The 21,167-nt window shown below is 70.0% G+C and carries 20 protein-coding genes and 2 riboswitches; of the genes, 15 read left to right on the top strand and 5 right to left on the bottom strand.

The window, feature by feature from the left end; all coding sequences use genetic code 11:
• The first annotated feature begins 299 nt into the window (after positions 1-299).
• Positions 300-1,001, top strand: a complete 702-nt coding sequence (locus ABZ348_RS33375) for a cupin domain-containing protein (protein ID WP_358939544.1) — start codon at positions 300-302, stop codon at positions 999-1,001.
• A gap of 279 nt (positions 1,002-1,280) precedes the next feature.
• Complete coding sequence (locus tag ABZ348_RS33370) at positions 1,281-2,975, top strand: VanW family protein (RefSeq protein WP_358939542.1); 1,695 nt, start codon at positions 1,281-1,283, stop codon at positions 2,973-2,975.
• A 129-nt stretch (positions 2,976-3,104) separates the two neighbouring features.
• Here ABZ348_RS33370 and ABZ348_RS33365 read toward each other — a convergent pair whose 3' ends face one another.
• Positions 3,105-3,410: a hypothetical protein gene (locus ABZ348_RS33365; protein ID WP_358939540.1), complete on the bottom strand. Its 306-nt coding sequence runs from the start codon at positions 3,408-3,410 to the stop codon at positions 3,105-3,107.
• A gap of 285 nt (positions 3,411-3,695) precedes the next feature.
• Here ABZ348_RS33365 and ABZ348_RS33360 point away from each other — a divergent pair, with 285 nt between their 5' ends.
• Complete coding sequence (locus ABZ348_RS33360; protein WP_358939538.1) at positions 3,696-3,953, top strand: hypothetical protein; 258 nt, start codon at positions 3,696-3,698, stop codon at positions 3,951-3,953.
• 58 nt (positions 3,954-4,011) lie between these two features.
• Here ABZ348_RS33360 and ABZ348_RS33355 read toward each other — a convergent pair whose 3' ends face one another.
• The 4 genes from ABZ348_RS33355 to ABZ348_RS33340 all read right to left on the bottom strand — a co-directional run bounded on the left by ABZ348_RS33355 (position 4,012) and on the right by ABZ348_RS33340 (position 7,429).
• Positions 4,012-4,485, bottom strand: coding sequence for a Clp protease N-terminal domain-containing protein (locus ABZ348_RS33355; protein ID WP_358939536.1), 474 nt, complete (start codon positions 4,483-4,485; stop codon positions 4,012-4,014).
• Between the two features lie 4 nt (positions 4,486-4,489).
• Positions 4,490-4,693: a helix-turn-helix domain-containing protein gene (locus ABZ348_RS33350; protein ID WP_358939534.1), complete on the bottom strand. Its 204-nt coding sequence runs from the start codon at positions 4,691-4,693 to the stop codon at positions 4,490-4,492.
• A gap of 164 nt (positions 4,694-4,857) precedes the next feature.
• Positions 4,858-5,541, bottom strand: coding sequence for an HAD family phosphatase (locus ABZ348_RS33345; RefSeq protein ID WP_358939532.1), 684 nt, complete (start codon positions 5,539-5,541; stop codon positions 4,858-4,860).
• A gap of 475 nt (positions 5,542-6,016) precedes the next feature.
• Positions 6,017-7,429, bottom strand: coding sequence for a hypothetical protein (locus ABZ348_RS33340; RefSeq protein WP_358939530.1), 1,413 nt, complete (start codon positions 7,427-7,429; stop codon positions 6,017-6,019).
• A gap of 128 nt (positions 7,430-7,557) precedes the next feature.
• A riboswitch (cobalamin riboswitch) is annotated at positions 7,558-7,633 on the bottom strand.
• Between the two features lie 149 nt (positions 7,634-7,782).
• Positions 7,783-7,856: riboswitch (cobalamin riboswitch) on the top strand.
• Positions 7,857-8,101: 245 nt separating this feature from the next.
• On the opposite strand from ABZ348_RS33340, the gene ABZ348_RS33335 reads away from it, so the two are divergent.
• The 12 genes from ABZ348_RS33335 to nagB all read left to right on the top strand — a co-directional run bounded on the left by ABZ348_RS33335 (position 8,102) and on the right by nagB (position 20,911).
• Positions 8,102-10,759 (top strand): prenyltransferase/squalene oxidase repeat-containing protein, encoded by a 2,658-nt coding sequence (locus ABZ348_RS33335; RefSeq protein WP_358939560.1) that lies wholly within the window; start codon positions 8,102-8,104, stop codon positions 10,757-10,759.
• 26 nt (positions 10,760-10,785) lie between these two features.
• Positions 10,786-11,691 (top strand): hypothetical protein, encoded by a 906-nt coding sequence (locus tag ABZ348_RS33330; protein ID WP_358939558.1) that lies wholly within the window; start codon positions 10,786-10,788, stop codon positions 11,689-11,691.
• Complete coding sequence (locus ABZ348_RS33325; protein WP_358939528.1) at positions 11,688-12,872, top strand: energy-coupling factor transporter transmembrane component T; 1,185 nt, start codon at positions 11,688-11,690, stop codon at positions 12,870-12,872. The genes ABZ348_RS33330 and ABZ348_RS33325 overlap by 4 nt, the downstream gene beginning before the upstream one ends.
• On the top strand, positions 12,869-14,542 hold the full coding sequence (locus ABZ348_RS33320) for an ATP-binding cassette domain-containing protein (RefSeq protein ID WP_358939526.1): 1,674 nt from the start codon (positions 12,869-12,871) through the stop codon (positions 14,540-14,542). The genes ABZ348_RS33325 and ABZ348_RS33320 overlap by 4 nt, the downstream gene beginning before the upstream one ends.
• Positions 14,539-15,357 carry an ECF transporter S component gene (locus tag ABZ348_RS33315; protein ID WP_358939524.1) on the top strand — a complete coding sequence of 273 codons (819 nt, stop codon included), beginning with the start codon at positions 14,539-14,541 and terminating at the stop codon, positions 15,355-15,357. The genes ABZ348_RS33320 and ABZ348_RS33315 overlap by 4 nt, the downstream gene beginning before the upstream one ends.
• Before the next feature lie 299 nt (positions 15,358-15,656).
• Positions 15,657-16,649 carry a dihydroxyacetone kinase subunit DhaK gene (gene dhaK / locus ABZ348_RS33310; RefSeq protein WP_358939522.1) on the top strand — a complete coding sequence of 331 codons (993 nt, stop codon included), beginning with the start codon at positions 15,657-15,659 and terminating at the stop codon, positions 16,647-16,649.
• A 35-nt stretch (positions 16,650-16,684) separates the two neighbouring features.
• Positions 16,685-17,299: a dihydroxyacetone kinase subunit DhaL gene (dhaL, locus tag ABZ348_RS33305; RefSeq protein ID WP_358939520.1), complete on the top strand. Its 615-nt coding sequence runs from the start codon at positions 16,685-16,687 to the stop codon at positions 17,297-17,299.
• Positions 17,296-17,703: a PTS fructose transporter subunit IIA gene (locus ABZ348_RS33300; RefSeq protein ID WP_358939519.1), complete on the top strand. Its 408-nt coding sequence runs from the start codon at positions 17,296-17,298 to the stop codon at positions 17,701-17,703. Before dhaL ends, ABZ348_RS33300 begins: the two co-directional genes overlap by 4 nt.
• A gap of 118 nt (positions 17,704-17,821) precedes the next feature.
• Positions 17,822-18,421, top strand: coding sequence for a hypothetical protein (locus ABZ348_RS33295; protein ID WP_358939517.1), 600 nt, complete (start codon positions 17,822-17,824; stop codon positions 18,419-18,421).
• 26 nt (positions 18,422-18,447) lie between these two features.
• Positions 18,448-19,083, top strand: a complete 636-nt coding sequence (locus ABZ348_RS33290; RefSeq protein ID WP_358939515.1) for a class F sortase — start codon at positions 18,448-18,450, stop codon at positions 19,081-19,083.
• A gap of 185 nt (positions 19,084-19,268) precedes the next feature.
• The gene (locus ABZ348_RS33285; RefSeq protein WP_358939513.1) at positions 19,269-19,793 is read left to right on the top strand and encodes an SRPBCC domain-containing protein; all 525 of its coding nucleotides are present in this window, start codon (positions 19,269-19,271) and stop codon (positions 19,791-19,793) included.
• A gap of 335 nt (positions 19,794-20,128) precedes the next feature.
• The gene (gene nagB, locus ABZ348_RS33280; protein WP_358939511.1) at positions 20,129-20,911 is read left to right on the top strand and encodes a glucosamine-6-phosphate deaminase; all 783 of its coding nucleotides are present in this window, start codon (positions 20,129-20,131) and stop codon (positions 20,909-20,911) included.
• The last annotated feature ends 256 nt before the right edge of the window (positions 20,912-21,167 follow it).

Below are 21,167 nucleotides of genomic sequence, written 5' to 3'. Positions count from 1 at the left end.
ACAGCCGTCGTGGGCTCGCTGCGGGCTCGTTGTGGCGCGCCTCACGTCCCGCGGTGAGCGTACGAACGGGCCGAACAAGGTGTCAAGCATGAATGGACACTCAGAGTGGGACATCACTTTGAGAGGGTGACATATGCATACTTTCCGCTCGATACCCGCAAATAATGGCACTCCATAGTGGATTCTGCTAGACAAATAGAGAGATAAATGAACATTTCACTACCTCCTGACCATCGGCACCTCACCTCGGAGTGTCCAGTCAGACTGCACGAATCGCTGTAGCACCTAGACTGACAGTCGTGACTGATACGACCGCGCATCCGGTTCAGGAGTCCCCCAACGCGACGCTCGGCTCTCGGCTGCGTGCCGTCCGCCTCGACAGTGGCGAGTCGGTGCGCGGACTCGCGCGTCGGGTCGGCTGCTCCGCCAGTCTGTTGTCACAGATCGAGCTCGGCAAAACGGCCCCGTCGGTGGGCATCCTCTACCGTCTCGCCCACGAGCTGGACGTGTCCACGGACTTCCTGCTGCGGCCGGAGTCGCCGCCGAGCCGGGAGTCCACCACGGCCGAGCACGGGGCGCCTGCATCGGCCGCGCACCCGGGCGCGGCGCCCACCGGCGGGTTCCGTTCGCTGCAACTGCTCCCGCCCTCCTACCAAGCCCAGATCCAGCGGGCGGAGAACAGGCGCGGGATCGACTTCGGCAACGGCGTCCGCTGGGAGCGACTCACCACGATCTCCGACAGCCAGGTCGACTTCCTGGAGATCATGTACGAACCGGGCGGCTCGTCCAACACGGACGACCACTCGGGCGGGCACGAGGGCTTCGAGTACGGCATCGTGACCGCTGGCGAGTTGACGATCCGCACGGGCGACGAGGAGTACGTGCTCAAGCAGGGCGACTCCATCGCCTTCGACTCCCTCACACCGCACGTCTTCCGCAACGCGGGCACGACGACCGCCCGAGCGATCTGGTTCGTGGTCCACGGAACCCGTACGACCTGACCTTCCCCCACCAGCGTCCCGACCGTCCGTAGCGGACCGCTCACCCGGTCGACCGGCGGCCGAGGCGCAGGAGCCGTGCATGACTGGCGCACGGGCGGGCACGAGCCCACCGTGCGTACCGGGGCGCTCACTCCCCGCCCTGCCAGGGCGGAAGCCGGAGCCAAGGGGGCAGTTTCTGGTTGTTTTCACCTTGTATGTACCTTGGTAGCGTCAATGGACTTGCCTCACCGACCGGGCCTTGCCCGGTCGGACCCGTGTCAGCCGTCTGCTGGGAGTCTCATGCGCCGCCGAATACACCCCGCCGCTGCGACGGGTGGCGCCCTGGCCGTCGGTGTGGGCGCCCTCTACCTCTCCGGGTTGTTGCTCACCGCGGACGAGATACCCGAGGGGACCTCGGTCCGCGGAGTGAACATCGGGGGCATGAGCCAGTCACAGGCCCGAGAGGTCCTGGACCGCGAGCTGGGAGCCAGTGCCACGGCCCCGGTGGCCGTGAAGATCGGCACGCGAACGGACTCCCTCGATCCGCGTGCGGCCGGATTCCGCTTCGATGCCGAGGAAACCGTCAGCAACGCGGCCCGCCCCGGAATCGATCCGTTCACCGTGATCGGCAGCCTCTTCGGCTCGGACGGCAGCACCATCGAACCCGTGGTCCACCTCGACGAGGACAAGGCACGCGGCGCGCTGGGAGACCTGGCCGAGAAACACGATCGCAAGGCCCGGGACGGCGCGATCACCTTCGCTGAGGGCCAGCCGCGGCACACCCGACCGCTCGACGGACAGCGCCTGAACGTCGATGGATCGGTCGATGCGCTGCGCGCCTCCTTCCCGGCCGCGCAGCGCGGCCCGATCGACCTTCCCGTCCAGAAGACGGCACCGCGCATCGGCGCGACCGAGACCAATCGCGCCCTGCGTGAGTTCGCGGAGCCGGCGATGTCCGCGCCGGTCACCCTCACCGCGGGCGGCGAACGAGTAACCATCCCCGCGACCGTGCTCGGCAAGCACCTGGAGATGGACCCGGACAGCAAGGGCCGCCTGCTGCCGAAGCTCGACGGCAAGGGCCTCTTCAAGGACCCGACCGTGGCCGCCGAGGTGTCCGAAGCCACCAACGAGGCCACCGACGCCAAGATCCGGCTGAACGGTGACGCCGTCGAAGTCGTCGAGGACGGCAAGCCCGGCCAAGAGGTCACCGCGACCTCGCTCAAGAACGCGGTCATGCCCCTGTTGACCAAGTCGGGGACGGCCCGCACCGGCGAAGTGGTCACCAAGAAGACCCAGCCCAAGGTCACCCGACAGAGCATCGCGGACCTGGGCATCACCGAGAAGGTCTCGTCGTTCACCGCCACCTTCGAGAAGGCGGAGTACCGCACGAAGAACATCGGCCGGGCCGCGGAGCTCATCAACGGCTCGCTCGTCAAGCCGCAGGAAACCTGGAGCTTCAACCGGACCGTCGGGGAACGCACCAAGGAGAACGGCTTCGTCGACGGGATCATCATCCTCAACGACAAGTACACCAAGGCCGCCGGAGGCGGTGTCTCGACAGTGGCAACCGCAGTCTTCAACGCCATCTTCTTCGCCGGTGTGAAGCCCGTGGAGTACGGCGCACACTCCTTCTACATCGAGCGGTACCCGGAGGGGCGCGAGGCGACGGTGGCCTGGGGCAGTCTCGACCTCAAGTTCGCCAACGACTCCGGCAACGCGATCTACATCCTGGCCGAGTCCAACGACACCTCGGTGACGGTCACCTTCCTCGGCACCAAGAAGTACGACTCGGTGGAAGCGAGCAAGGGACCGCGGACGAACGTGCAGGAGCCCGGCACCCGTCCCGGAGCCACGAAGGACTGCCAGCCGCAGACGCCGCTGGAAGGGTTCGACGTCACGGTCGAGCGCATCTTCCGCGACAACGGCGAAGAGGTGAAGCGGGAGCCCTTCCGCACCCGCTACACCCCGCGCGACAGCGTCACCTGCGAGACGTGAGCAGCCAGTTCCCCTAGTCACCCGTCGTCCGTGCCCCGGCAGGCCCTCGCCCGCCGGGGCACGGACGGTTGTTCGCACGGTCCATCCGGGCCGCCCAGCGCATCGCAGCGCCGGGCGGTCCGGATTCGCTCAGTCGATGAAGGCGCTCATTCGCCCCAGCGACGCGAGCGCGAGCAGCGTCGGCGGGACGCACCACCACATCGTCACCCATCCCGCACGCGCCAGGGTGCTCGTCAACCAGTCCGTCCCCAGGGCGAGATGGAACGCTATGAGCAGCGGGACGCCCACGGAGGCGTCCAGGTCCGACGAAGTGAAGGCCGGATACATCAGATACGCGGTCAGGACATTGGCGAGGACGAGCAGCACGGCACTGCCCACGATCGCGGGTGAACCGCGCTTCCCCGCTTCCGTACGCACGTCTTCGCGTCCGTCCATGCCTCGCCTCCCGGAACCGTCCACCGTCGTCGGCATCACCCATGGACCGGCTCGAACGGCCTGAGCTACCCGGCCGGACCGACCCGACACCGGCACAGACGCACCGGACGCCCGAACCGCTCCCGATCCGGTTTGACGGCCTGTCGCAACGGCGAGCGTCCAAAGGGCGCCTACGTCCCCCAAGGGTCCGTCGGCAAGCCCCGTCGTCGCATGAGTACGCAAGGACGTTCGACATGAGTACGTCGGCCGATGTCCCGCGGGGCGGATCACTGTCGAATGGGGACCATGGTTCCCAACGCCCCGCGGCACCCCCGCGTCCAACACGTCACCACCGCCGGCACCGCTCTGGCCTCGGCGCTGTTGCCCCTGTTGGTCGGCGTACTGCTGGCGAAGGTGGTCGCGGGCGACCCCCTAACCTCGGTGAACGCATTGGTCACGAGCGGCAGTCAGCGGGTACGGCACTCCCCCGCGGCCTGGCGGGGTTGCGGCAGGAGCGCCATACGACGGTGCAGGGCGCCGCTGCACACCTCGGTCGACCGCTGACACCGCGAAACCCCTCCGGGAATCGGGCGAGTGCCGCAGTGTCGACTTGAGCCCCGGGTCAGGCGTCCGATCCGGGCCCCGTCCGCAGCCGGTCGCGCACGGCTGAACGGTCGATGTGCAGCGTGTCCACCAACTCCGCTGCCGGGTCGGGCCGTTCGCAGGAAAGGATCGCCAGGAGGAGGTGCTCCGCTTCGATGCGCCGACTGCCCGACCTCTGCGCTTCGACGACGCTGCGTTTGATGACCGAGCGCGCACCTGACGTGAACGGCGTGCGTTTACGCGAGGCGGGGACCGCGACCCGCTCGACGCCCCGGTCGTCGATGCCGACCACCGCCAGCGCCGCCCGGTCCAGGCCGTCCAGGGCGACCCGGGCGGCCACCGGGTCGACATCCACCGCTCGGGCCACGCCTGCGGCCGGCAACAGCCCGAGGAAGAGGTGCTCGGTGCCGAGTCGGCGATCACCGCGCATCCGGACCTCCTCATGGGCCGAACCGACGGCACTGCGGGCCTCGTCAGAGAACTGTTCGAACACGGGCTCACCTTCCGTACTTGGAGTGAACGGATTGACGGGACACGCCCAGGGCGTCCCCGATCTGTTCCCACGACCATCCCTGTTGCCTCGCACGCGTCACCGCTGCGGCCTCGACCTGTTCGGCCAGCCGGTGCAACGCGCCCACCGCACGCAGTCCCACTGCGGGGTCGTGCGATGCGAGGGTCCGTGCGAGCTCTCCTCGTTCCATGCCTGTCAGTCTGGATTGACGGATGGGGAATGTCAACCCAGACTGACAAAGTCATGGAGGGTTCGCCTCCTACGGGGAGGGCCACCCACAGGAGCCCTCGGGCCGGGACCAATGGTCGACCCGTCGGCATACGCGCACGATCGGCCGACCCCGAACCGGGCGCCCTAGCTCGCTCTCGACAGCGCCCGGTTCGCCATCCACGTCGTCAGCGGACGGTCGTCGAGTGCGGGCACCCAGTGGTCGACCATCGCGAGGCTCTCGCGGTCGGGCAGGGGGCCGACCCCCAGGACTCTCAGCCCGGCACGCACCGCCGATCTGATACCGCAGAGGGAGTCCTCCACCGCAAGGCAGTCGGAGGGTTCAGCCCCGCACGCCTCGACGGCATTGAGGTAGACGTCGGGGAAGGGCTTGGGTCGTAGTTGTTCCTCCGGTACGACCACGTGTGAGAAGTGGCGCAGCAGACCCGCGGCCTCCAAACCGTCCTGCACCACGTCACGGGGGCAGTTGCTGGCCACCGCCAGCGGCGCGAACTCGGCTGCACTGGCGACCAGTTCCGCGGCTCCCGGCGTGGTGGCGGGCGCCTCCGCGACCAATGCACGGAAGGTGTCGAGAAGCTGGTCCGTCAACTCCTGGACAAGGTCGGGACGGTGGATTTCGGCGGCCATCAACTGACCGCATTCGACGTAGTGGACACCCTTGGCCAGCTCGGCGAATTCCTCGCTGACAACGATGTCAAACTGTTGGAGAACTCGATCTCTGGCCAGTTGCCAGTGGCGCTCGCTGTCCATGAGCGTGCCGTCGCAGTCGAACACGATGGCCGCAGGTGTCCACGGAAAGATTTCCGACATGCATTTCCCTCTTCCTTGCGGGGGCAGGCGCGACAGTTCCAGAAGTGAAATGTCGCCCGGGGGTCTGCAAGCAGACAGAAGAATGCTTGAGTCGCAGGATGCTTAACGCAGGGGCCTGGCGCCGAGATGCTCCGCATACAGGCATCTGACTCAATAAGAGCGGCGCGGATGGTGAGTACAGCTAACTGCCAGTCAAGTTAATTGCACGGGCCGGAAGCGTCAATATGGCGAGAGTTAACCGTATTAGATGCCCCATCGGCGACTTGACAGGAGGTGGACCGAGGTCGACCATCGCGCGACGCGCGGGAGATGTCGCGGAACGCCATTCCCCTTGGCGCGGCGGTGTGGACACGGTGCAGGTGCCCCGGCTGATCAACGGCTGACCGATACGGTTCCCGGCTCTCCGATCCACGAACCCCGCGTACGGGGCAGGGCAGGAGGCGCTGGGGCGGCGCCTCCCACCCTGCCGGGTGGGTCAGACTCCCCAGCGCAGGGCGATGGTGTCCCCGATGTTGATCACTTTGCCCCGGGTGGCCGAGGCGAAGGCGGACCCGTCCACACTGACCTTCCAGGTGTTGGAACCGCTGTTGGACTTGCCGTTGAGTGCGGTGATGGTGCCCGAGCCCGACGACGGCGTCACGGAGGTCACACAACCGGCCGGGGTCGCGGCCGAACCAGCCGCGTTCAGTACGTCCCCGAGGGTGGTCGTGCCGGCGGTGGGGGTGAAGACGACCGAGCAGACCTTCAGACCGGCGGCGCCGTCGTCGACCGTGAGGGCGAGTTTGGCGGGCGTTCCGGTGGTGAAGCCTCCCTCGGCCACCCACGTCGGTGCGCCGGGGGTGACGGGGGTGGGCGGGGCTGTGGTGAAGCCGCCGCCCGCGACGGCACGGAGGGCGTCGATGGAGGCGTAGGCGGAGGGCACCGTATCGCTGGGCTTGTACTTGAAGCCGCCGCCCGGGTTGTACTGCTGGGCGATGAGGAAGTCGATCGGGGTCTTGCCCATGGAGGTGAGGAAGTCGCCGGTCTGGGGGTTGATGCCACAGGCGTTCAGCCCTGCGACCGCCCATCCGTTGGAGTTGGTGTTGACTCCGTACATCGCATTGAAAGCACCGGTGGCGGGCACCAGTTTGTTCTTGAGGAAGGTTCTGGCCTGGACGATGTCGGTGTCCGTGTTGGGGACTCCGGACGCACATAGGGCCGCCATCGAGGCGCCTGTCATGTCGACGTCGCTGGCCGAACTGAGACGGGTGGGGTTGCCCTCGGCCTTCTGGTAGTCCCAGCCCCCGTCGTTGTGTTGGTTGGCGCGGATACGGGTGATCACTCTGTCCAGGAGCGCCTGCGGCACGCGCTGGGCACCGGTCTGCGTCTTGGCTCCCCCGAGGGCCAGCGCGGCGAACACGGTGCCGTTGTAGTTGACCGAGGGGCCGAAGTAGCCGGCTTCGGCGGTCTGCCAGTAGCCGTAGACGTCGGCGATCAGATTGCGGGAGGCGGAGACCCGGGCGGGGTCGATGCCCGCCGCGTACGCGTTCAGGGTGCCCCGTTCGTAGTCGGTGACGACCGGCGAGGCGGCGGGCCAACCCGCGGTGGTCAGGAGGTTCCGGTAGACGGTTCGGGCGTTCTTCGTGGTGTCGCCGCCGGGTGCGACGTCCACGACCGCGGTGCCGGCCGCGGCGAAGGCGCTGAAGGCCCACTCGTTGGAGAGCCCGGAACCGGCGTACGAACCGTCCGCGGCCTGGAGGGACTTGAGGTAGGCGACGCCGTTGGTCTTGGAGGTGGCGATCTGGGCCGGTGTGGAGGTGGCCGCCGCGTGCGGCACGGTCAGGGCGATGGCTCCGAGGGCGACGGGCACCGCCATCGCGAGGCGGCGGAAGGTCAAGGGACGGGACATGGCCTGCTCCTGTGGTGGCAGGGACGCCGGGCCGGGGTGCGCTGGACCGCGGAACGACCTTGCGGTCAGGGCGAGTTCGGGCCGTCGTCCCATCGCGTGGTACGGCTTCGGGTGGCACTTCGCCGCATGGGCATTCGGGCTCGGAACGGTCCTTGCCGTCCCACACCGCTGCGCGTCAGCTCCGGATTCGACACCGGATTCCCCCATGTGGCAGCCCTGGACGCTACCCGACGCACCGCGAGTCCACCAGATCGGCCACGGCGGCGGGCCGGGAATCACCGGGTTGCGATTCAGGCCACCTTGACGCTGTCTTCGGCTGCATGTTCCAATCCGGCTGATACGCACTGAACTTCAGGGAAAGCCGGTCGAAGTCCGGCGCTGACCCGCAACCGTAGGCCCGGCTGGAGCCGGGCGAGTCGGAATGCCTGGAGCGACAGTTTTTGAGCGAGAAGCGCCGTCGCGGACTACGGCGTGGTCGACCGGCCCTTCCCGGCTGCGATGACACGGGGAGCGGCCCCTCAACCACGACCGTCGCACGGCTGACCTTGAGGAGCCGTGGTGGGGACAGTCGGACGGAGTGGGCGGGCGGCGCTGGCGGCGCTGCTCTCGGCGGTGCTTCTCGGCGGCACCGGTATCGCCTTCGTCAACGCCGTTCCGGTCGCGGCCGACCCGATGACGCGGTGCACGGCGACGGTCGGTGCCGTGGTCGCCGTGGACTTCGGCCCCTTCGGCGGCGGTGTGGAACGGGGGTGTGACACCACGCCCACCACCGGGTACGAACTGCTGCACGAGGCGGGTTTCACCACGGCCGGCACCGAACACGACGGCAATGCCTTCATCTGCCGCATCGGGCACGGATCGTTCAACTCCGGTACGCAGTACCCGACTCCGGACGTGGAGGACTGCGTCCTGACGCCGCAGGCGTCCGCGTACTGGTCCTACTGGGTTGCCGCACCGGGCGACGACGACTGGTCGTACAGCCAGTACGGGGCGATGGACCGCAGGCCGGGGCCGGGGCACGTGGATGCCTGGGTCTTCGGTGGCACCGACGTCGGCGGGACCACGGGGCGGCCGACGTTCACCCCCGATGAGGTGCGGGCGGGAGGCGGCACGCCCGGTACCGATCCCGAAGTGCCCAACGTGCCACCGGGCGAGGTGAAGATCACCCAGGCCGCCGCATGGATGAGGGGGAAGTTGACGGACGGCGAGCGGGTGGTCGACGAGGGCTCGGACACCCCCAATCACTTCCTCACCACCGAGGCCGCTTACGCACTCGCCGCCGCGGACGGCAAGAGCGCAACCCTGAACAGCACGATCGGATTCTTGCGCTCCGCCACCGATGCCTACGCCTATGCGGCCGGCCGGAACGAGCCGCCGGACGCAACGGCCGCCGCCCGTCTCGCCCTGGTCGCCGCCGTCACGGAGAACGACCCGCGTGACTTCGGTGGACACGATCTGCTCGCCGATCTGGTGGACAACGTCTGTGCGAGCGGCCCGGAGTCGGGCACCCACACGCCCGGTTGCACCGCCAGAGGCGACTTCCGCAACGCAACGTACACCGACGGGCAGGCGCTCGGGGTACTGGCGCTGCTGCGCGGCGGCGTCCGTCCCCCGGCCGACACGGTGACCCGGCTGGCCCGTCTCCAGTGCCGCAACGGCAGCGTCAGCAGCGTCCTGATCGGCCCCGGAGAGAACTGCGAAGGCGATCCCGCCACCACGGGCCTCGCCGCCCTCGCGCTCCACAAGGCGGGCGGGCAGCGCACGGCGGTGACCAAGGCCCGTGACCACCTGCGGAAGGCGCAGTTCGCCAATGGCGCCTTCCCCGGCTACACGGGCGCCACCACGGGCAGTGTGATCGCCACCGCTCACGCCTCCCAGGCCCTGCGAGCGCTAGGCGACAGGGCGCGCGCCGACGCCGCGGTGTCCTGGCTCTCCCGGCAGCAACTCCCGGACGGCGGCTTCGGCTTCGAGGAGGGCGCGACCGACTCCGTCGTGTACGCGACCGCGGTCGCCGTCCTCGCCGGCAAGGACACGAGCCTCGCGGACCTCACCACGAAGAAGCCACGACCGACCGCACCACCCACCACTCCCCCGGCCACACCACCCACCACACCGGCCCCCGGGAACGGTGAGGGCCCGGACCTGAAGAAGGGCGTCGCCTACCTCACCAGTGCGACCAACCTCCGGCAGGGTCGTTACTACGGCGTCGGCGGCGGATCGACCCGTGCGGACTTCGGCCTCACCATCGACGGGGCCTTTGCGCTCGCTGCGACCGGCCTCGACACCGGCAAGCTGCGGGGCATCGTCGACTTCCTCGACCACGGCGGCAAGGACGGCGAAGGCCGCAGCGTGCACGACTGGACCAAGGTCGGTACGAAGTACGCCGGGGGCGGATCGATCGGCAAGGCCGCCGTGCTCGCACAGGCCGTCGGCCGTGACCCGCACGACTTCGGCGGCCGGGACCTGATCGCCGGACTCGCGCAGGCCGTCTGCCGTGCTCCGAGCGTCGCGCCGGACCGCAGCTGCCCGGCGCAGGGGGCCTACACCTACGCCCCGTCGGTGTTCGCCCACTCCCTCGCGGTCATCGCGCAGATCCGGGCCGGGGAGAAGGACGCCGCGGCCGAGCCCGTGCGGTATCTGAAGGGCCTTCAGCATCCGTCCGGGGCCTTCCCCAGCCTGGTCCCGGCGACCGGTGACTCCGACGTCGACTCCACCGCCATCGCCGCCATGGCCCTGGCGCTCGTCGGGGACACCCAGGCGGACGCGAGCGTCAGCAGGGCGCTCGCGTGGATCGCCACCAAGCAGCTCGGTGACGGGGGCTTCCCCGGTGCCGCGGGCAACTCGGTGAACTCGGCGGCGCTGGCGATCCAGGGCCTGTCGCTGGACCCGTCGAAGTACGGCGCGCGAATCACCAAGGCCCGGAAGTTCCTGGCGTCACAGCAGAATGCCGACGGCGGGTTCGACGTGGCGAAGGAGGGCCAACGCGGCTCCGACCTACGGGCTTCGACCCAGGCGGTCGGAGGTACCACGGGCATCTCCTTCGGTGTGCTGACCCGCGATCTGACCGGTACGAGTCCACAGCCCAGCGGGCCGCCCGCGCCCTCCCCGGGCCCCTCCTCCGTACCACCGATCGTCACCCCCGGGGAGAACGGCGGCGCCGACGGCGGCTCGGTCGCCGGCGGCACCGGGGGCGCAGGAGGAGACCTGGCCTCCACCGGTGTGCCGGCCACCGTGCTCGGGAGCGTCGCCGTCGCGCTCGCCCTCGCCGGGCTCGCGCTCACCGTCGTGGTCCGCAACCGCCGCGGGGCTCCACTCCGGAGGCACTCATGACCGGGCTCCTCGCACGTGCTGCGCACATGTCGGCCGTGTTGGGGCTGGCGTTCACCGCCCTCGGTGCGACGCCCGTGGCCGCAGCGCCCCAACCGATGGGCCGGTGCACCACCTCCTCCGGAGTCGTCCTCGCGGTCGACTTCAGCAGATGGGGCGGCCCGATCTACCGTTCGTGCGGCACCACGCCCACGACCGGGTACGAACTCCTCAACCAGGGCGGCTGGCGCACGACCGGTACGGGACACGACGGGCCGGCGTTCATCTGCCGCATCGGGTACAGCGGGCACCGGGGCGGCAAGCAGTTCCCCACCCCGGACCAGGACGCCTGCGTCCTCACCCCGCCCGCCTCCGCCTACTGGTCGTACTGGCACGCGGATCCGGGCGAGAACACCTGGGAGTACAGCCAACTCGGCGCCATGCTCTACAAGCCGAAGCCGGGCAGTGTCGATCTGTGGATCTTCGGCGGCACCGACATCGAAGGCACCGAGGGCCGTCCGACGGTCACCCCCGATCAACTGCGCGCACGCAACACCGAGCCGGCCTCGGGCGGTACGCCGCCCGGGTCCCGGCCCACGCACACGGCACGTCCACTGCCGCCGGGCACCGACACGGGTCCCGCACCCATCCGAACCCGCGCAGCCCCCGCACCGACCCGGAAGGCGCTGCCGCCCGCTTCCCCTCCATCCCCGACGACGTCCGTTGCTCCGACACCGAGCCTCTCGGCGAGCGTTCCACCGCCCTCGCCGTCGATCTCGGCCGGCGCGATCGTGGCGTCGGACATCGCACGGGTCGTCGAAGCCGCGCCCGCGGCCGATGCCGAACACGACTCCGGCTCCTTCGTCCCCGTCGTGGCCGGTGGTGCGCTGGTGGTCCTGATCGGCGGTGCGGCCGTGGTCGCGGCCAAACGACGCCGCACCGAACAGGGTCCATGACCTCCGCCGCACACGGCACGCGTCCCCGCGCCACCGGACCCTCACAGCCGGACACGCCAGGACGCCGGCTGCCCCGCACCCTGCACCCCGTGGCCTGGTGGATCTGGGCCCTCGCCCTGGCCACCGCAGTGAGCCGTACGAACAACCCGCTGCTGCTGTTCCTGGTCCTCGCCGTCCTGGGCTATGTCATCACCGCCCGCCGCACCGAAGCCCCCTGGGCCCGCGGCTTCAAGTACTACCTCTACCTCGCCCTGGTCGTCGTCGCGATCAGGGTGACCTTCCGGGCGGTGTTCGCCACCGGCATCACCCCCCACGACCACTTCCTCTTCTCCCTGCCCCGCATCCCCACCCCCGACTGGTACGCCGGCATCGAGATCGGCGGCCCCGTCTCGCTGGAGGCACTGCTGTCCGCCGCCACCGATGGACTCCGCATCGCCTGCATGCTCTGCTGCATCGGCGCCGCGAACACCCTCGCCAACCCCAAGCGCGCCCTGCGCGTACTGCCCGGGGCGCTGTACGAACTCGGTGTCGCCGTCACCGTCTCGCTGAGCGTCGCTCCCCAACTGGTCCAGAGCGTGCAGCGCGTCCACCGGGCCCGGCGGCTGCGCGCGGGGCGCACCAAGGGGCTGCGCGCCCTGCGCGGCATCGTCGTCCCCGTGCTCGAAGACGCCCTCGAACGCTCCCTCAGACTCGCCGCGGCCATGGATTCGCGCGGCTACGGCCGGGCCGGCACCGCCACCCTGGCCTCCCGGCGCATCACCGGGGGGCTGATGCTGACCGGTATGTGCGGGCTGTGCGCGGGAGCGTACGGCCTACTCGACGCCACCGCGCCGCGGGTGCTCGGCCTGCCCGCGATGGCCGTGGGTGCGCTGCTGTGCATCGCCGGGCTGCGGCTGGGCGGACGCCGGGTCACCCGCACCACGTACCGTCCGGACCCCTGGCGCTTCGCCGAGTGGGCGGTCGCCGGCTGTGGCGTCCTCTCCGCGGTCGTCCTGTTCAGCAATGCCGGTTTCCACGCCGCTGAGCTGAACCCGTCGATCTATCCGCTGAGTTGGCCCACCCTGCCGCTCGTACCGACCGCGGCGATCCTGCTGGCGGGGGCCGCGGGCTTCCTGTCACCCCCGCCCGGAGCACCGGTCCGGCCGTCCGTCCCGTCCCAGCGCACCGAGGCAGCCAAGTGATCACCTTCGATCAGGTCAGCGTCCAGTACGAGGACAGGGCCGAGCCCGTTCTGCGCGAGGTGAACCTCACCGTGGACGAGGGCGAACTGTGTCTGGTCGTCGGCCACACGGGCGTCGGCAAGTCCACGCTCCTCGGCGCGGTCAATGGACTGGTGCCGCACTTCACCGGGGGCACCCTGTACGGGCGGGTCACCGTCGACGGGCGCGACACCGCGGGCCATCCGCCGCGCGAGTTGGCCGATGTGGTGGGCGTGGTGGGGCAGGATCCGCTGGACGGTTTCGTCACCGACACCGTGGAGGAGGAACTCGCCTATGCGATGGAGCAGTTGGCGATCCCGGCGGCCACCATGCGCAAGCGGGTCGAAGAGACCTTGGACCTCCTCGGTCTGGCCGATCTGCGGCACCGCGCGCTGTACGAACTTTCTGGCGGCCAGCAGCAGCGGGTGGCGATCGGCTCGGTGCTCACCGCCCATCCGCGCGTCCTCGTCCTGGACGAGCCCACCTCCGCGCTCGACCCGTCCGCGGCCGAGGAGGTCTTGGCCGCGGTCACCCGGCTCGTCCATGACCTCGGGGTGACCGTCCTCGTCGCGGAGCACCGCCTCGAACGCGTCGTCCAGTACGCGGACCGGGTCATCCATCTGCCCGGCGACGGTTCGGTACGGTCCGGGCCCCCGGCCGAGGTGTTCCGTACGACGTCCATCGCACCGCCGATCGTCCAGTTGGGCAGGACGGCCGGTTGGTCGCCGCTTCCCCTGTCCATCCGGGACGCCCGCCGCCGGGCGGCCCCGCTGCGCACCCGGTTGGGCCGGGTGTCCCCGCCGACCGCCCGGCCCGGTTTCACGGGCGGAGGTCCTCGGCTGCTGACGGCGGAACGGATCACCGTGAGCTACCAGCGAGTACCGGCGGTGCGCGAAGTGGACCTCGAACTCCACGGCGGCTGTGTCACCGCGTTGATGGGGCGCAACGGTTCGGGGAAGTCGTCGCTGCTGTGGGCGCTCCAGGGCTCGGGACCGCGGACGAAGGGGACCGTACACGTGGTGAGCGCTGCGCACGCGACGCGCATGACGGGCGGGACGGGCGGGAAATCGGGTGATCCTCGTGATCTGTCCCCGGCACAGGCCCGACGGCTGGTCGGACTGGTTCCGCAGACCCCCACCGATCTGCTGTATCTGGAGAGCGTCCGACAGGAGCTCGATCAGGCGGACGCGGAGTCCTTCGCCGAGGGGTCCGGCCCCGGCGCACGCGCGATCCTCGATCGACTCGCCCCCGGCATCGACGACGCCACCCATCCGAGGGACCTCTCCGAAGGCCAGAAGCTGGCGCTCGTCCTCGCGATCCAACTCGTGGCCGCGCCGCAGGTCGTCCTGTTGGACGAGCCGACGCGCGGACTCGACTACCGGGCCAAGAGGCAGTTGGTCCGCATCGTCGACGACCTCGTCGCCCAGGGGCGCGCAGTCGTGGTCTCCACCCACGATGTCGAGTTCGTCGCTCAGGCGGCGGACCGGGTCGTCGTGATGGCGGAGGGGGAGATCGTCGCGGACGGGCCGACCACCGATGTCATCGTCGCCTCCCCCGTGTTCGCTCCCCAGGTCGCGAAGATCCTGGCGCCGCTCGCGTACCTCACGGTCGCTCAGGTCACCGCGGCGCTCCCCGACGAGGAGGGCTCATGACGCTCCCGGCCGCCGCGACGGCGATCCGCATCGGTCCGCGTGCCGCGGTCGTCATCGCCCTGGCGGCCTTCCTCGGGGTGGTCGCCTTCTTCTGGCCCTTCCTCGTCGCCCCCGGCACGTTCGCATCGAACTACGCACCACCGTTGATCTTCGGTGTGCTGCTGGTCCTCGTCCTGTGCGTGGTGATCTCGGAGATCGCCGAGGGAGGCATCAACTCCAAGGCGCTCGCCATGCTCGGGGTGCTCTCCGCGGTCAACGCCGCCCTGCGCCCGCTGGGTGCCGGTACGGCGGGCATCGAGACGGTCTTCTTCGTCCTGGTGCTGGCGGGGCGCGTCTATGGTCCGGGGTTCGGCTTCACCCTGGGTTGCACCTCGCTGTTCGCATCGGCGCTGATCACCGGTGGCGTCGGTCCCTGGATGCCCTACCAGATGTTCGGCTGCGCGTTCGTCGGGATGCTCGCCGGGCTGCTCCCCCGCGCCACCGGCCGCCGCGAGGTCATGTTGCTCGCCTGCTACGGTTCGCTGTCCGGCTATCTCTTCGGGTTCCTGCTGAACCTCTCCTTCTGGCCCTTCTCCCTGGACCCGGGCAGTTCGATCGCCTATCTGCCCGGCCTCCCCTTCACCGAGCAGTGGCAAAGGTACGTCGCCTTCGACATCGCCACCTCCCTGGGCTGGGACACCGGACGCGCCGTCACCAACTTCGTGTGCATCTCGCTCGCCGGGCCCGCGGTGCTGACCATCTTCCGGAGGGCCGCCCGTAGGGCCCGCTTCCAGGCACCGGTCCGCTTCGCCCCGCACCGGGCGGACCGCTCTTGACCCGGGCGCGGGGGCGAGGACCGGCGGCACTCCCGGCGGGCGGATCACAAGCGCCGACACGGCCGACGCGTCGTTCCCCGATCGGGGCGCTCTCTCCGATACTGAAGGCTGTCCCCGCGCCCGCCCACGTCGAGCCAGGAGCGTCCTGGTGGGACGTCAGGAAACCCAGTGTCGAGCCAGCACCAGCCCCGTCGCACACACCCGACCGCCCGGCCCTGAACGGGTGCCGCCCCCGTACACCCCGTGGACCGGGTGGCATCCGTTCGGCGGCTCGACGGTCCGTATCCCCGGGAGAACCCATGAGGATGCTCATCAACGTGCCCGAGACCGTCGTCGCCGATGCCCTCAGGGGCATGGCCGCGGCCCACCCCGAACTCCAGGTGGACGTGGAGAACCGTGTCGTCGTGCGTCGGGACGCGCCCGTGGCCGGGAAGGTCGGGCTGGTCTCCGGTGGCGGATCGGGGCACGAACCCCTGCACGGCGGGTTCGTCGGGCCCGGCATGTTGTCGGCCGCCTGTCCGGGCGAGGTCTTCACCAGTCCGGTGCCCGACCAGATGGTGCGCGCCGCCGCCGCCGTGGACAGCGGTGCCGGTGTGCTGTTCATCGTGAAGAACTACACCGGCGACGTCCTCAACTTCGACATGGCCGCCGAATTGGCCGAGGACGAGGGCATCCGGGTGGCAAAGGTGCTGGTCAACGATGACGTCGCGGTGACGGACAGCCTGTTCACCGCGGGCCGACGCGGCACCGGTGCGACGCTGTTCGTGGAGAAGATCGCGGGCGCGGCGGCCGAGGCTGGCGCACCGCTGGAAGAGGTCGAGGCGATCGCCCGCCGGGTGAACGACGGCTCGCGCAGCTTCGGAGTCGCCCTGAGTTCCGTCACCACTCCGGCGAAGGGCACGCCCACCTTCGACCTCCCGCCCGGTGAGCTGGAGCTGGGCATCGGCATCCACGGTGAGCCCGGCCGGGAGCGGCGGCCCATGATGACCTCGCGCGAGATCGCCGACTTCGCCGTGCACGCGGTGTTGGAGGACCGTCCGCCGAACGGGCCGGTCCTGGTGTTGGTGAACGGCATGGGCGCCACTCCCCTGCTGGAACTCTACGGTTTCAACGCGGAGGTGCAGCGGGTTCTCGGCGAGCGGGGCGTGGCCGTCGCCCGTACCCTCGTCGGGAACTATGTGACCTCGCTCGACATGGCGGGCTGCTCCGTGACGATCTGCCAGGTCGACGAGCAGATGCTGAAGCTGTGGGACGCCCCCGTGCAGACCCCCGGGCTGCGCTGGGGCCGCTGATACGTTCACCACCGACTCACCCACCAGGAGTGCAGGTGCTCGACGCAGAATTCTTCCTCCGTTGGCTCGCCCGGTCCAAGGATCTGATCGACCAGCAGGCCGGCCACCTCACGGATTTGGACTCCGCCATCGGCGACGCCGATCACGGGAGCAATCTCCAACGGGGATTCACCGCGGTCGGTGAGGCGCTCGAACGCGAGTCGCCGACCACGCCCGGGGCGGTGCTGACACTGGCCGGACGGCAGTTGATCTCCACCGTGGGCGGCGCGTCAGGACCGTTGTACGGGACGTTGCTGCGGCGCACCGGAAAGGCCCTCGGGGACGCGGCGGAGGTGACGCCGGAGCAGTTGGGCGAGGCCCTGCGGGCGGGGGTGGCGGCCGTCGCCCAGTTGGGCGGGGCGCAGCCGGGTGACAAGACCATGGTGGATGCGCTCGAACCGGCGGCGGCGGCTCTGGACGGCACGTCCGGTGCTTTCGCTGCCGCCCGGGACGCGGCGGCGAAGGGGGCTCAGGAGACCGTGCCGATGGTGGCCCGCAAGGGCAGGGCCAGCTATCTGGGTGAACGCAGTGCCGGTCACGAGGACCCGGGCGCCGCCTCGTCCGCGTTGATCGTCGCGGCGCTCGCCGACAGTGCGGAGGTGGCGCGGTGAGCGCGGCGCAGGTGGGTGTCGTCCTGGTTTCGCACAGTGCGGACGTGGCCGCTGCGGTGGTGGAGCTGGCCAAGGGGCTGGCCGGTGGCGCCGGGGACGTGCCCGTCGCCGCGGCGGGCGGTGCTGCTGACGGCGGTCTCGGCACCAGCTCCGAGTTGATCGCCGGGGCTGCGGCTTCGGTTGACCGGGGTGCGGGGGTCGCGGTGCTGGTCGACCTGGGCAGCGCGGTCCTGACGGTGAAGGCACTGCTGGCGGAGGGGGACGAGTTGCCGGCGGGGACACGGCTGGTGGACGCGCCCTTCCTGGAGGGCGCGGTCGCCGCGGTGGTGACCGCATCGGCGGGGGGCGACATCGACGCGGTGGAGGCGGCGGCTTCGGAGGCGTACGGCTACCGCAAGCAGTAGCGGGGGGCGGACCGGCGGGGCGTGGGTGCCATACGGCCGCGCTGCGGTGGCGGACTGCCGGCCGTCCTCCTAGCGTCGATCTCACTGTGGTGCATTTCCTACTTCTGGAGATCTGACCATGCGTGCGATACGCATCGCTTCCCCCGCCCTCACCTGTGCCTTCGCTCTGGCCGTCGCTGCGCCGGCAGCACACGCCGCATCGGGGTCGAACGCGGACGAGGAGAGCAGCAACATCACCTCGTTCGGTTTCACCGTCACGCCCGAGGACATCGCACCGGGAGGGACGGTGACCCTCAATGCCACTGACTGCACCTCGCCGATCGTCACGGCAAGTTCAGGAGTCTTTGATTCCGTGACTCTCAGTGAGGGGTTGCCGGGTACGGCGAGGGTGTCGGAGGATGCCGAACCGGGCGCGGAGTACGACGTGGTCTTCGACTGCGAGGGGGAGCGGGGCACCACCACACTGTCCGTCAGCGGGCCGGCCGCCCGGCCGAGTTCGAGCACCGGCAGCCATAGCCAGGTGGGCGCCCGTCCCACCACGGGACCGCACACTCCGTCGGTGCCCATCGGCAAGCCCGACGGCGGGGTGCGGGCGGGCGCAGGCGGCAGCCTCGGCGGGTTGGAGCCGGCCCATGTCGTCCTCGGATCGTTCCTGATCGTCGCCGCGGTGGGCGGCGGGGTCGTCCTGCTGCGCCGGCGTGCAGGCGATCCGATCTGACCAGACGGGGATCGACCATGCACCGGATGGCCCTCCGCAGTAGGGGGTTCACCCTGCTGTGCGTCCTGCTGTTCGGCGTGTTCCTGGTCCGCAGCGGTCTCCCCGGAGAACGCGCGGCGGAGTCGGATCCACCGCGTCCCGTCGCGGCGCAGCAGCGGGAGACCACCCGACCGCCGTCCGTCGCCGGATCGCTCCCCCACTCCCCACCGCGGCGGGTCGCGCTGCCGGCGATCAGGGTGGACGCTCCGCTCGTCGCGGTCGGTCTCGACGGGAGCGGGGCGATCGAGGCGCCTCCGCTGTCGACGGCTGACCGGGCGGGTTGGTACGCGGGTGCGGTCGCTCCGGGCGAGCGGGGCACCTCCGTGATCGTCGGTCATGTCGACGGTGCGTCCGGGCCCGCGGTCTTCTTCCTCCTCGGCTCGCTGGAGCGGGGCAGCCGGATCGAGGTGTTGCGGGAGGACGGCAGGACCGCCGTGTTCGAGGTGTACGGGACGCGGACGTACCCCCGGCGGGGATTTCCGGCCGAGCAGGTCTACCGGGACGGGCCGGGGGCCGAACTCCGTCTGATCACCTGCGGCGGGCGCTACACCGAGGGGTACGGGTACGAGGACAACGTCGTGGTGTTCGCCCGACTGGCCGATGTCCGTGGGCGCACGCTCTGACGGCGCGGTTCCCGTAGGTCGGGCCCGGGGGCTGACGGCCCGTCCGCCCGCCCCTGCAACGGGGGCGTGTGCACAGCCGCGGGTCGTTGTCAGTGGCGGGTACTAGCTTGTGGGACGACCGATCCGTTTCGCGTGGCGACGCTGACGATGGGCGACGCCGCCGTGTTCCACCACTGGAGGACACTGTGATCTCTCCCGAGCCGACCGGCCGTCTCCTGCCGACCGCGAAGGGCACCGCCTTGGTGTTCCACCGCACGGTCCTCGGCTCCCGGGCGGAGGTCTGGGCGGCGCTGACCGAGCCGGAACGGACCGCGCTGTGGGTGGGTCCCTGGCGGGGTGAGGCGGGCCCGGGGCACACGGTCGAGGTGCAGATGCAGTCCGAGGAGGGTGCGCCCTGGTCGCCGCTGCTGATCGAGGCGTGTGAGCCACCCACCCGTCTGGCGGTTTCGATGAGCGGCGGCGACACGGACGACTGGCCGGTCGAGTTGCGTCTCTCCGCAGCGGACGAGGGCCGGACGAGGGTCGAGTTGCTGCATCATCTGCCGGCGGACGGGCGGATCGGTCTCGGTGATATCGGACCGGGCTGGGAGTTCTACTTGGACAGGTTCGTCGCGGCGCAGCAGGGCGCAGCCCTGCCGTCGTTCGATGCGTACTACCCGGCGCAGAAGGCACACTTCGACGCGCTGACCGAAGAGGGGGCCCAAGGCTGAGACGTCGGTGCCTGCACCCGGCGAGGATCCCGCCGGGCGCAGCCTCGATGCAGGACGTGCGCACCAGATGGGTCGCCGACTTGGCCGGAAACCATAGGCGGTCGACCGGGTGAATCGCTCGCCGGAATGGCCGTTCCGGCTCGTCGGCGGAGGGCCGGCCGTTCGGGCAGAGCACGATGGACGTCCGAATCGCACCGACTTGCAGGGGTACGGCGCGTCCATTGGTCTCGCATGGTCATGCCCACACGTCCCGATACGCGACAGCGACCCCATACACCCGGTAGATTGGTCTACACCATTGCGCACATGAGCCGCACACAGAGACAGGGATCTTCGTGGAAGTTGTCATCGTTCCGGATTCCGCCGCCGGCGGCGAGCTGATCGCCGAGGCCATGGCCGACCTGCTGCGCCGCAAGCCCGACGCCCTGCTGGGTGTGGCGACCGGCTCGACTCCGCTGCCGATCTACGAAGCCTTCGCCGCCAAGGTGCGCGCCAGCGAGGTGGACGCGTCCCTGGCGCGGATCTGCCAGCTCGACGAGTACGTCGGGCTGCCCCACGGGCACCCGGAGTCCTACCGCTCGGTCGTGCTCCGCGAGGTCATCGAACCGCTGGGGCTCACCGAGTCCTCCTTCATGGGGCCCGACGGCGCTGCCGATGACGTCGCAGCGGCCTGCCGGGTGTACGACCAGGCGCTCGCCACCGCGGGCGGGGTCGACCTCCAACTGCTGGGCATCGGCACCGACGGGCACATCGGCTTCAACGAGCCCTGCTCCTCGCTCGCCTCCCGCACCCGCATCAAGACGCTCACCGAGCAGACCCGCAAGGACAACGCACGGTTCTTCGACAGCATCGACGACGTGCCGCACCACGTGATCACCCAGGGGATCGGCACCATCTTGGAGGCCCGCCATCTGGTCCTCCTGGCCACCGGCGAGTCCAAGGCCGACGCCGTCGCGCTCGCGGTCGAGGGCCCCCTGTCCGCGCTGGTGCCGGCCTCGGCGCTCCAGCTCCACCCGCACGCCACCGTGGTGGTCGACGAGGCGGCGGCGTCCCAGCTGAAGCTGGCCGACTACTTCCGCGCGACCTTCGCCGCCAAGCCCGACTGGCAGGGCATCTAGTGCTGTGACCGGAAACCTTCACCGGCCCGCGACGCCCGGCACGGCACCTCGCCGTGTTGTCGGACCACGCGAGTACGTCCAGTACGAGCCGTGGACCTCCGCCTTGCGATGCACCGCACCGAACGCCGCGGGCCCCACGGCAAACCTTTCCGGTCACAGCACTAGTGTGATGCGCCTGAAATCCCCAGTGTTAGTCGGTACCTTGATGATATGGCGCATCCGGGTCCTTCTGCAGTGGAGATCGTGCTGTTTGATG

It is taken from the genome of Streptomyces sp. NPDC005963, from assembly GCF_040638655.1.
Classification (GTDB): Bacteria; Actinomycetota; Actinomycetes; order Streptomycetales; family Streptomycetaceae; genus Streptomyces.
This window is presented reverse-complemented; position numbering and strand designations above follow the sequence as displayed.

What these genes read in the sequence shown, in the direction of transcription:
- ABZ348_RS33325 (WP_358939528.1), top strand. Translation starts at nt 11,688, where the DNA reads ATGACCTCCGCCGCACACGGCACGCGTCCCCGCGCCACCGGACCCTCA.
- ABZ348_RS33330 (WP_358939558.1), top strand. Translation starts at nt 10,786, where the DNA reads ATGTCGGCCGTGTTGGGGCTGGCGTTCACCGCCCTCGGTGCGACGCCC.
- ABZ348_RS33360 (WP_358939538.1), top strand. Translation starts at nt 3,696, where the DNA reads ATGGTTCCCAACGCCCCGCGGCACCCCCGCGTCCAACACGTCACCACC.
- ABZ348_RS33290 (WP_358939515.1), top strand. Translation starts at nt 18,448, where the DNA reads ATGGCCCTCCGCAGTAGGGGGTTCACCCTGCTGTGCGTCCTGCTGTTC.
- ABZ348_RS33335 (WP_358939560.1), top strand. Translation starts at nt 8,102, where the DNA reads ATGACGCGGTGCACGGCGACGGTCGGTGCCGTGGTCGCCGTGGACTTC.
- ABZ348_RS33340 (WP_358939530.1), bottom strand. Translation starts at nt 7,429, where the DNA reads ATGTCCCGTCCCTTGACCTTCCGCCGCCTCGCGATGGCGGTGCCCGTC.
- ABZ348_RS33345 (WP_358939532.1), bottom strand. Translation starts at nt 5,541, where the DNA reads ATGTCGGAAATCTTTCCGTGGACACCTGCGGCCATCGTGTTCGACTGC.
- ABZ348_RS33350 (WP_358939534.1), bottom strand. Translation starts at nt 4,693, where the DNA reads ATGGAACGAGGAGAGCTCGCACGGACCCTCGCATCGCACGACCCCGCA.
- ABZ348_RS33370 (WP_358939542.1), top strand. Translation starts at nt 1,281, where the DNA reads ATGCGCCGCCGAATACACCCCGCCGCTGCGACGGGTGGCGCCCTGGCC.
- ABZ348_RS33295 (WP_358939517.1), top strand. Translation starts at nt 17,822, where the DNA reads ATGCGTGCGATACGCATCGCTTCCCCCGCCCTCACCTGTGCCTTCGCT.
- ABZ348_RS33365 (WP_358939540.1), bottom strand. Translation starts at nt 3,410, where the DNA reads ATGGACGGACGCGAAGACGTGCGTACGGAAGCGGGGAAGCGCGGTTCA.
- dhaK (WP_358939522.1), top strand. Translation starts at nt 15,657, where the DNA reads ATGAGGATGCTCATCAACGTGCCCGAGACCGTCGTCGCCGATGCCCTC.
- ABZ348_RS33315 (WP_358939524.1), top strand. Translation starts at nt 14,539, where the DNA reads ATGACGCTCCCGGCCGCCGCGACGGCGATCCGCATCGGTCCGCGTGCC.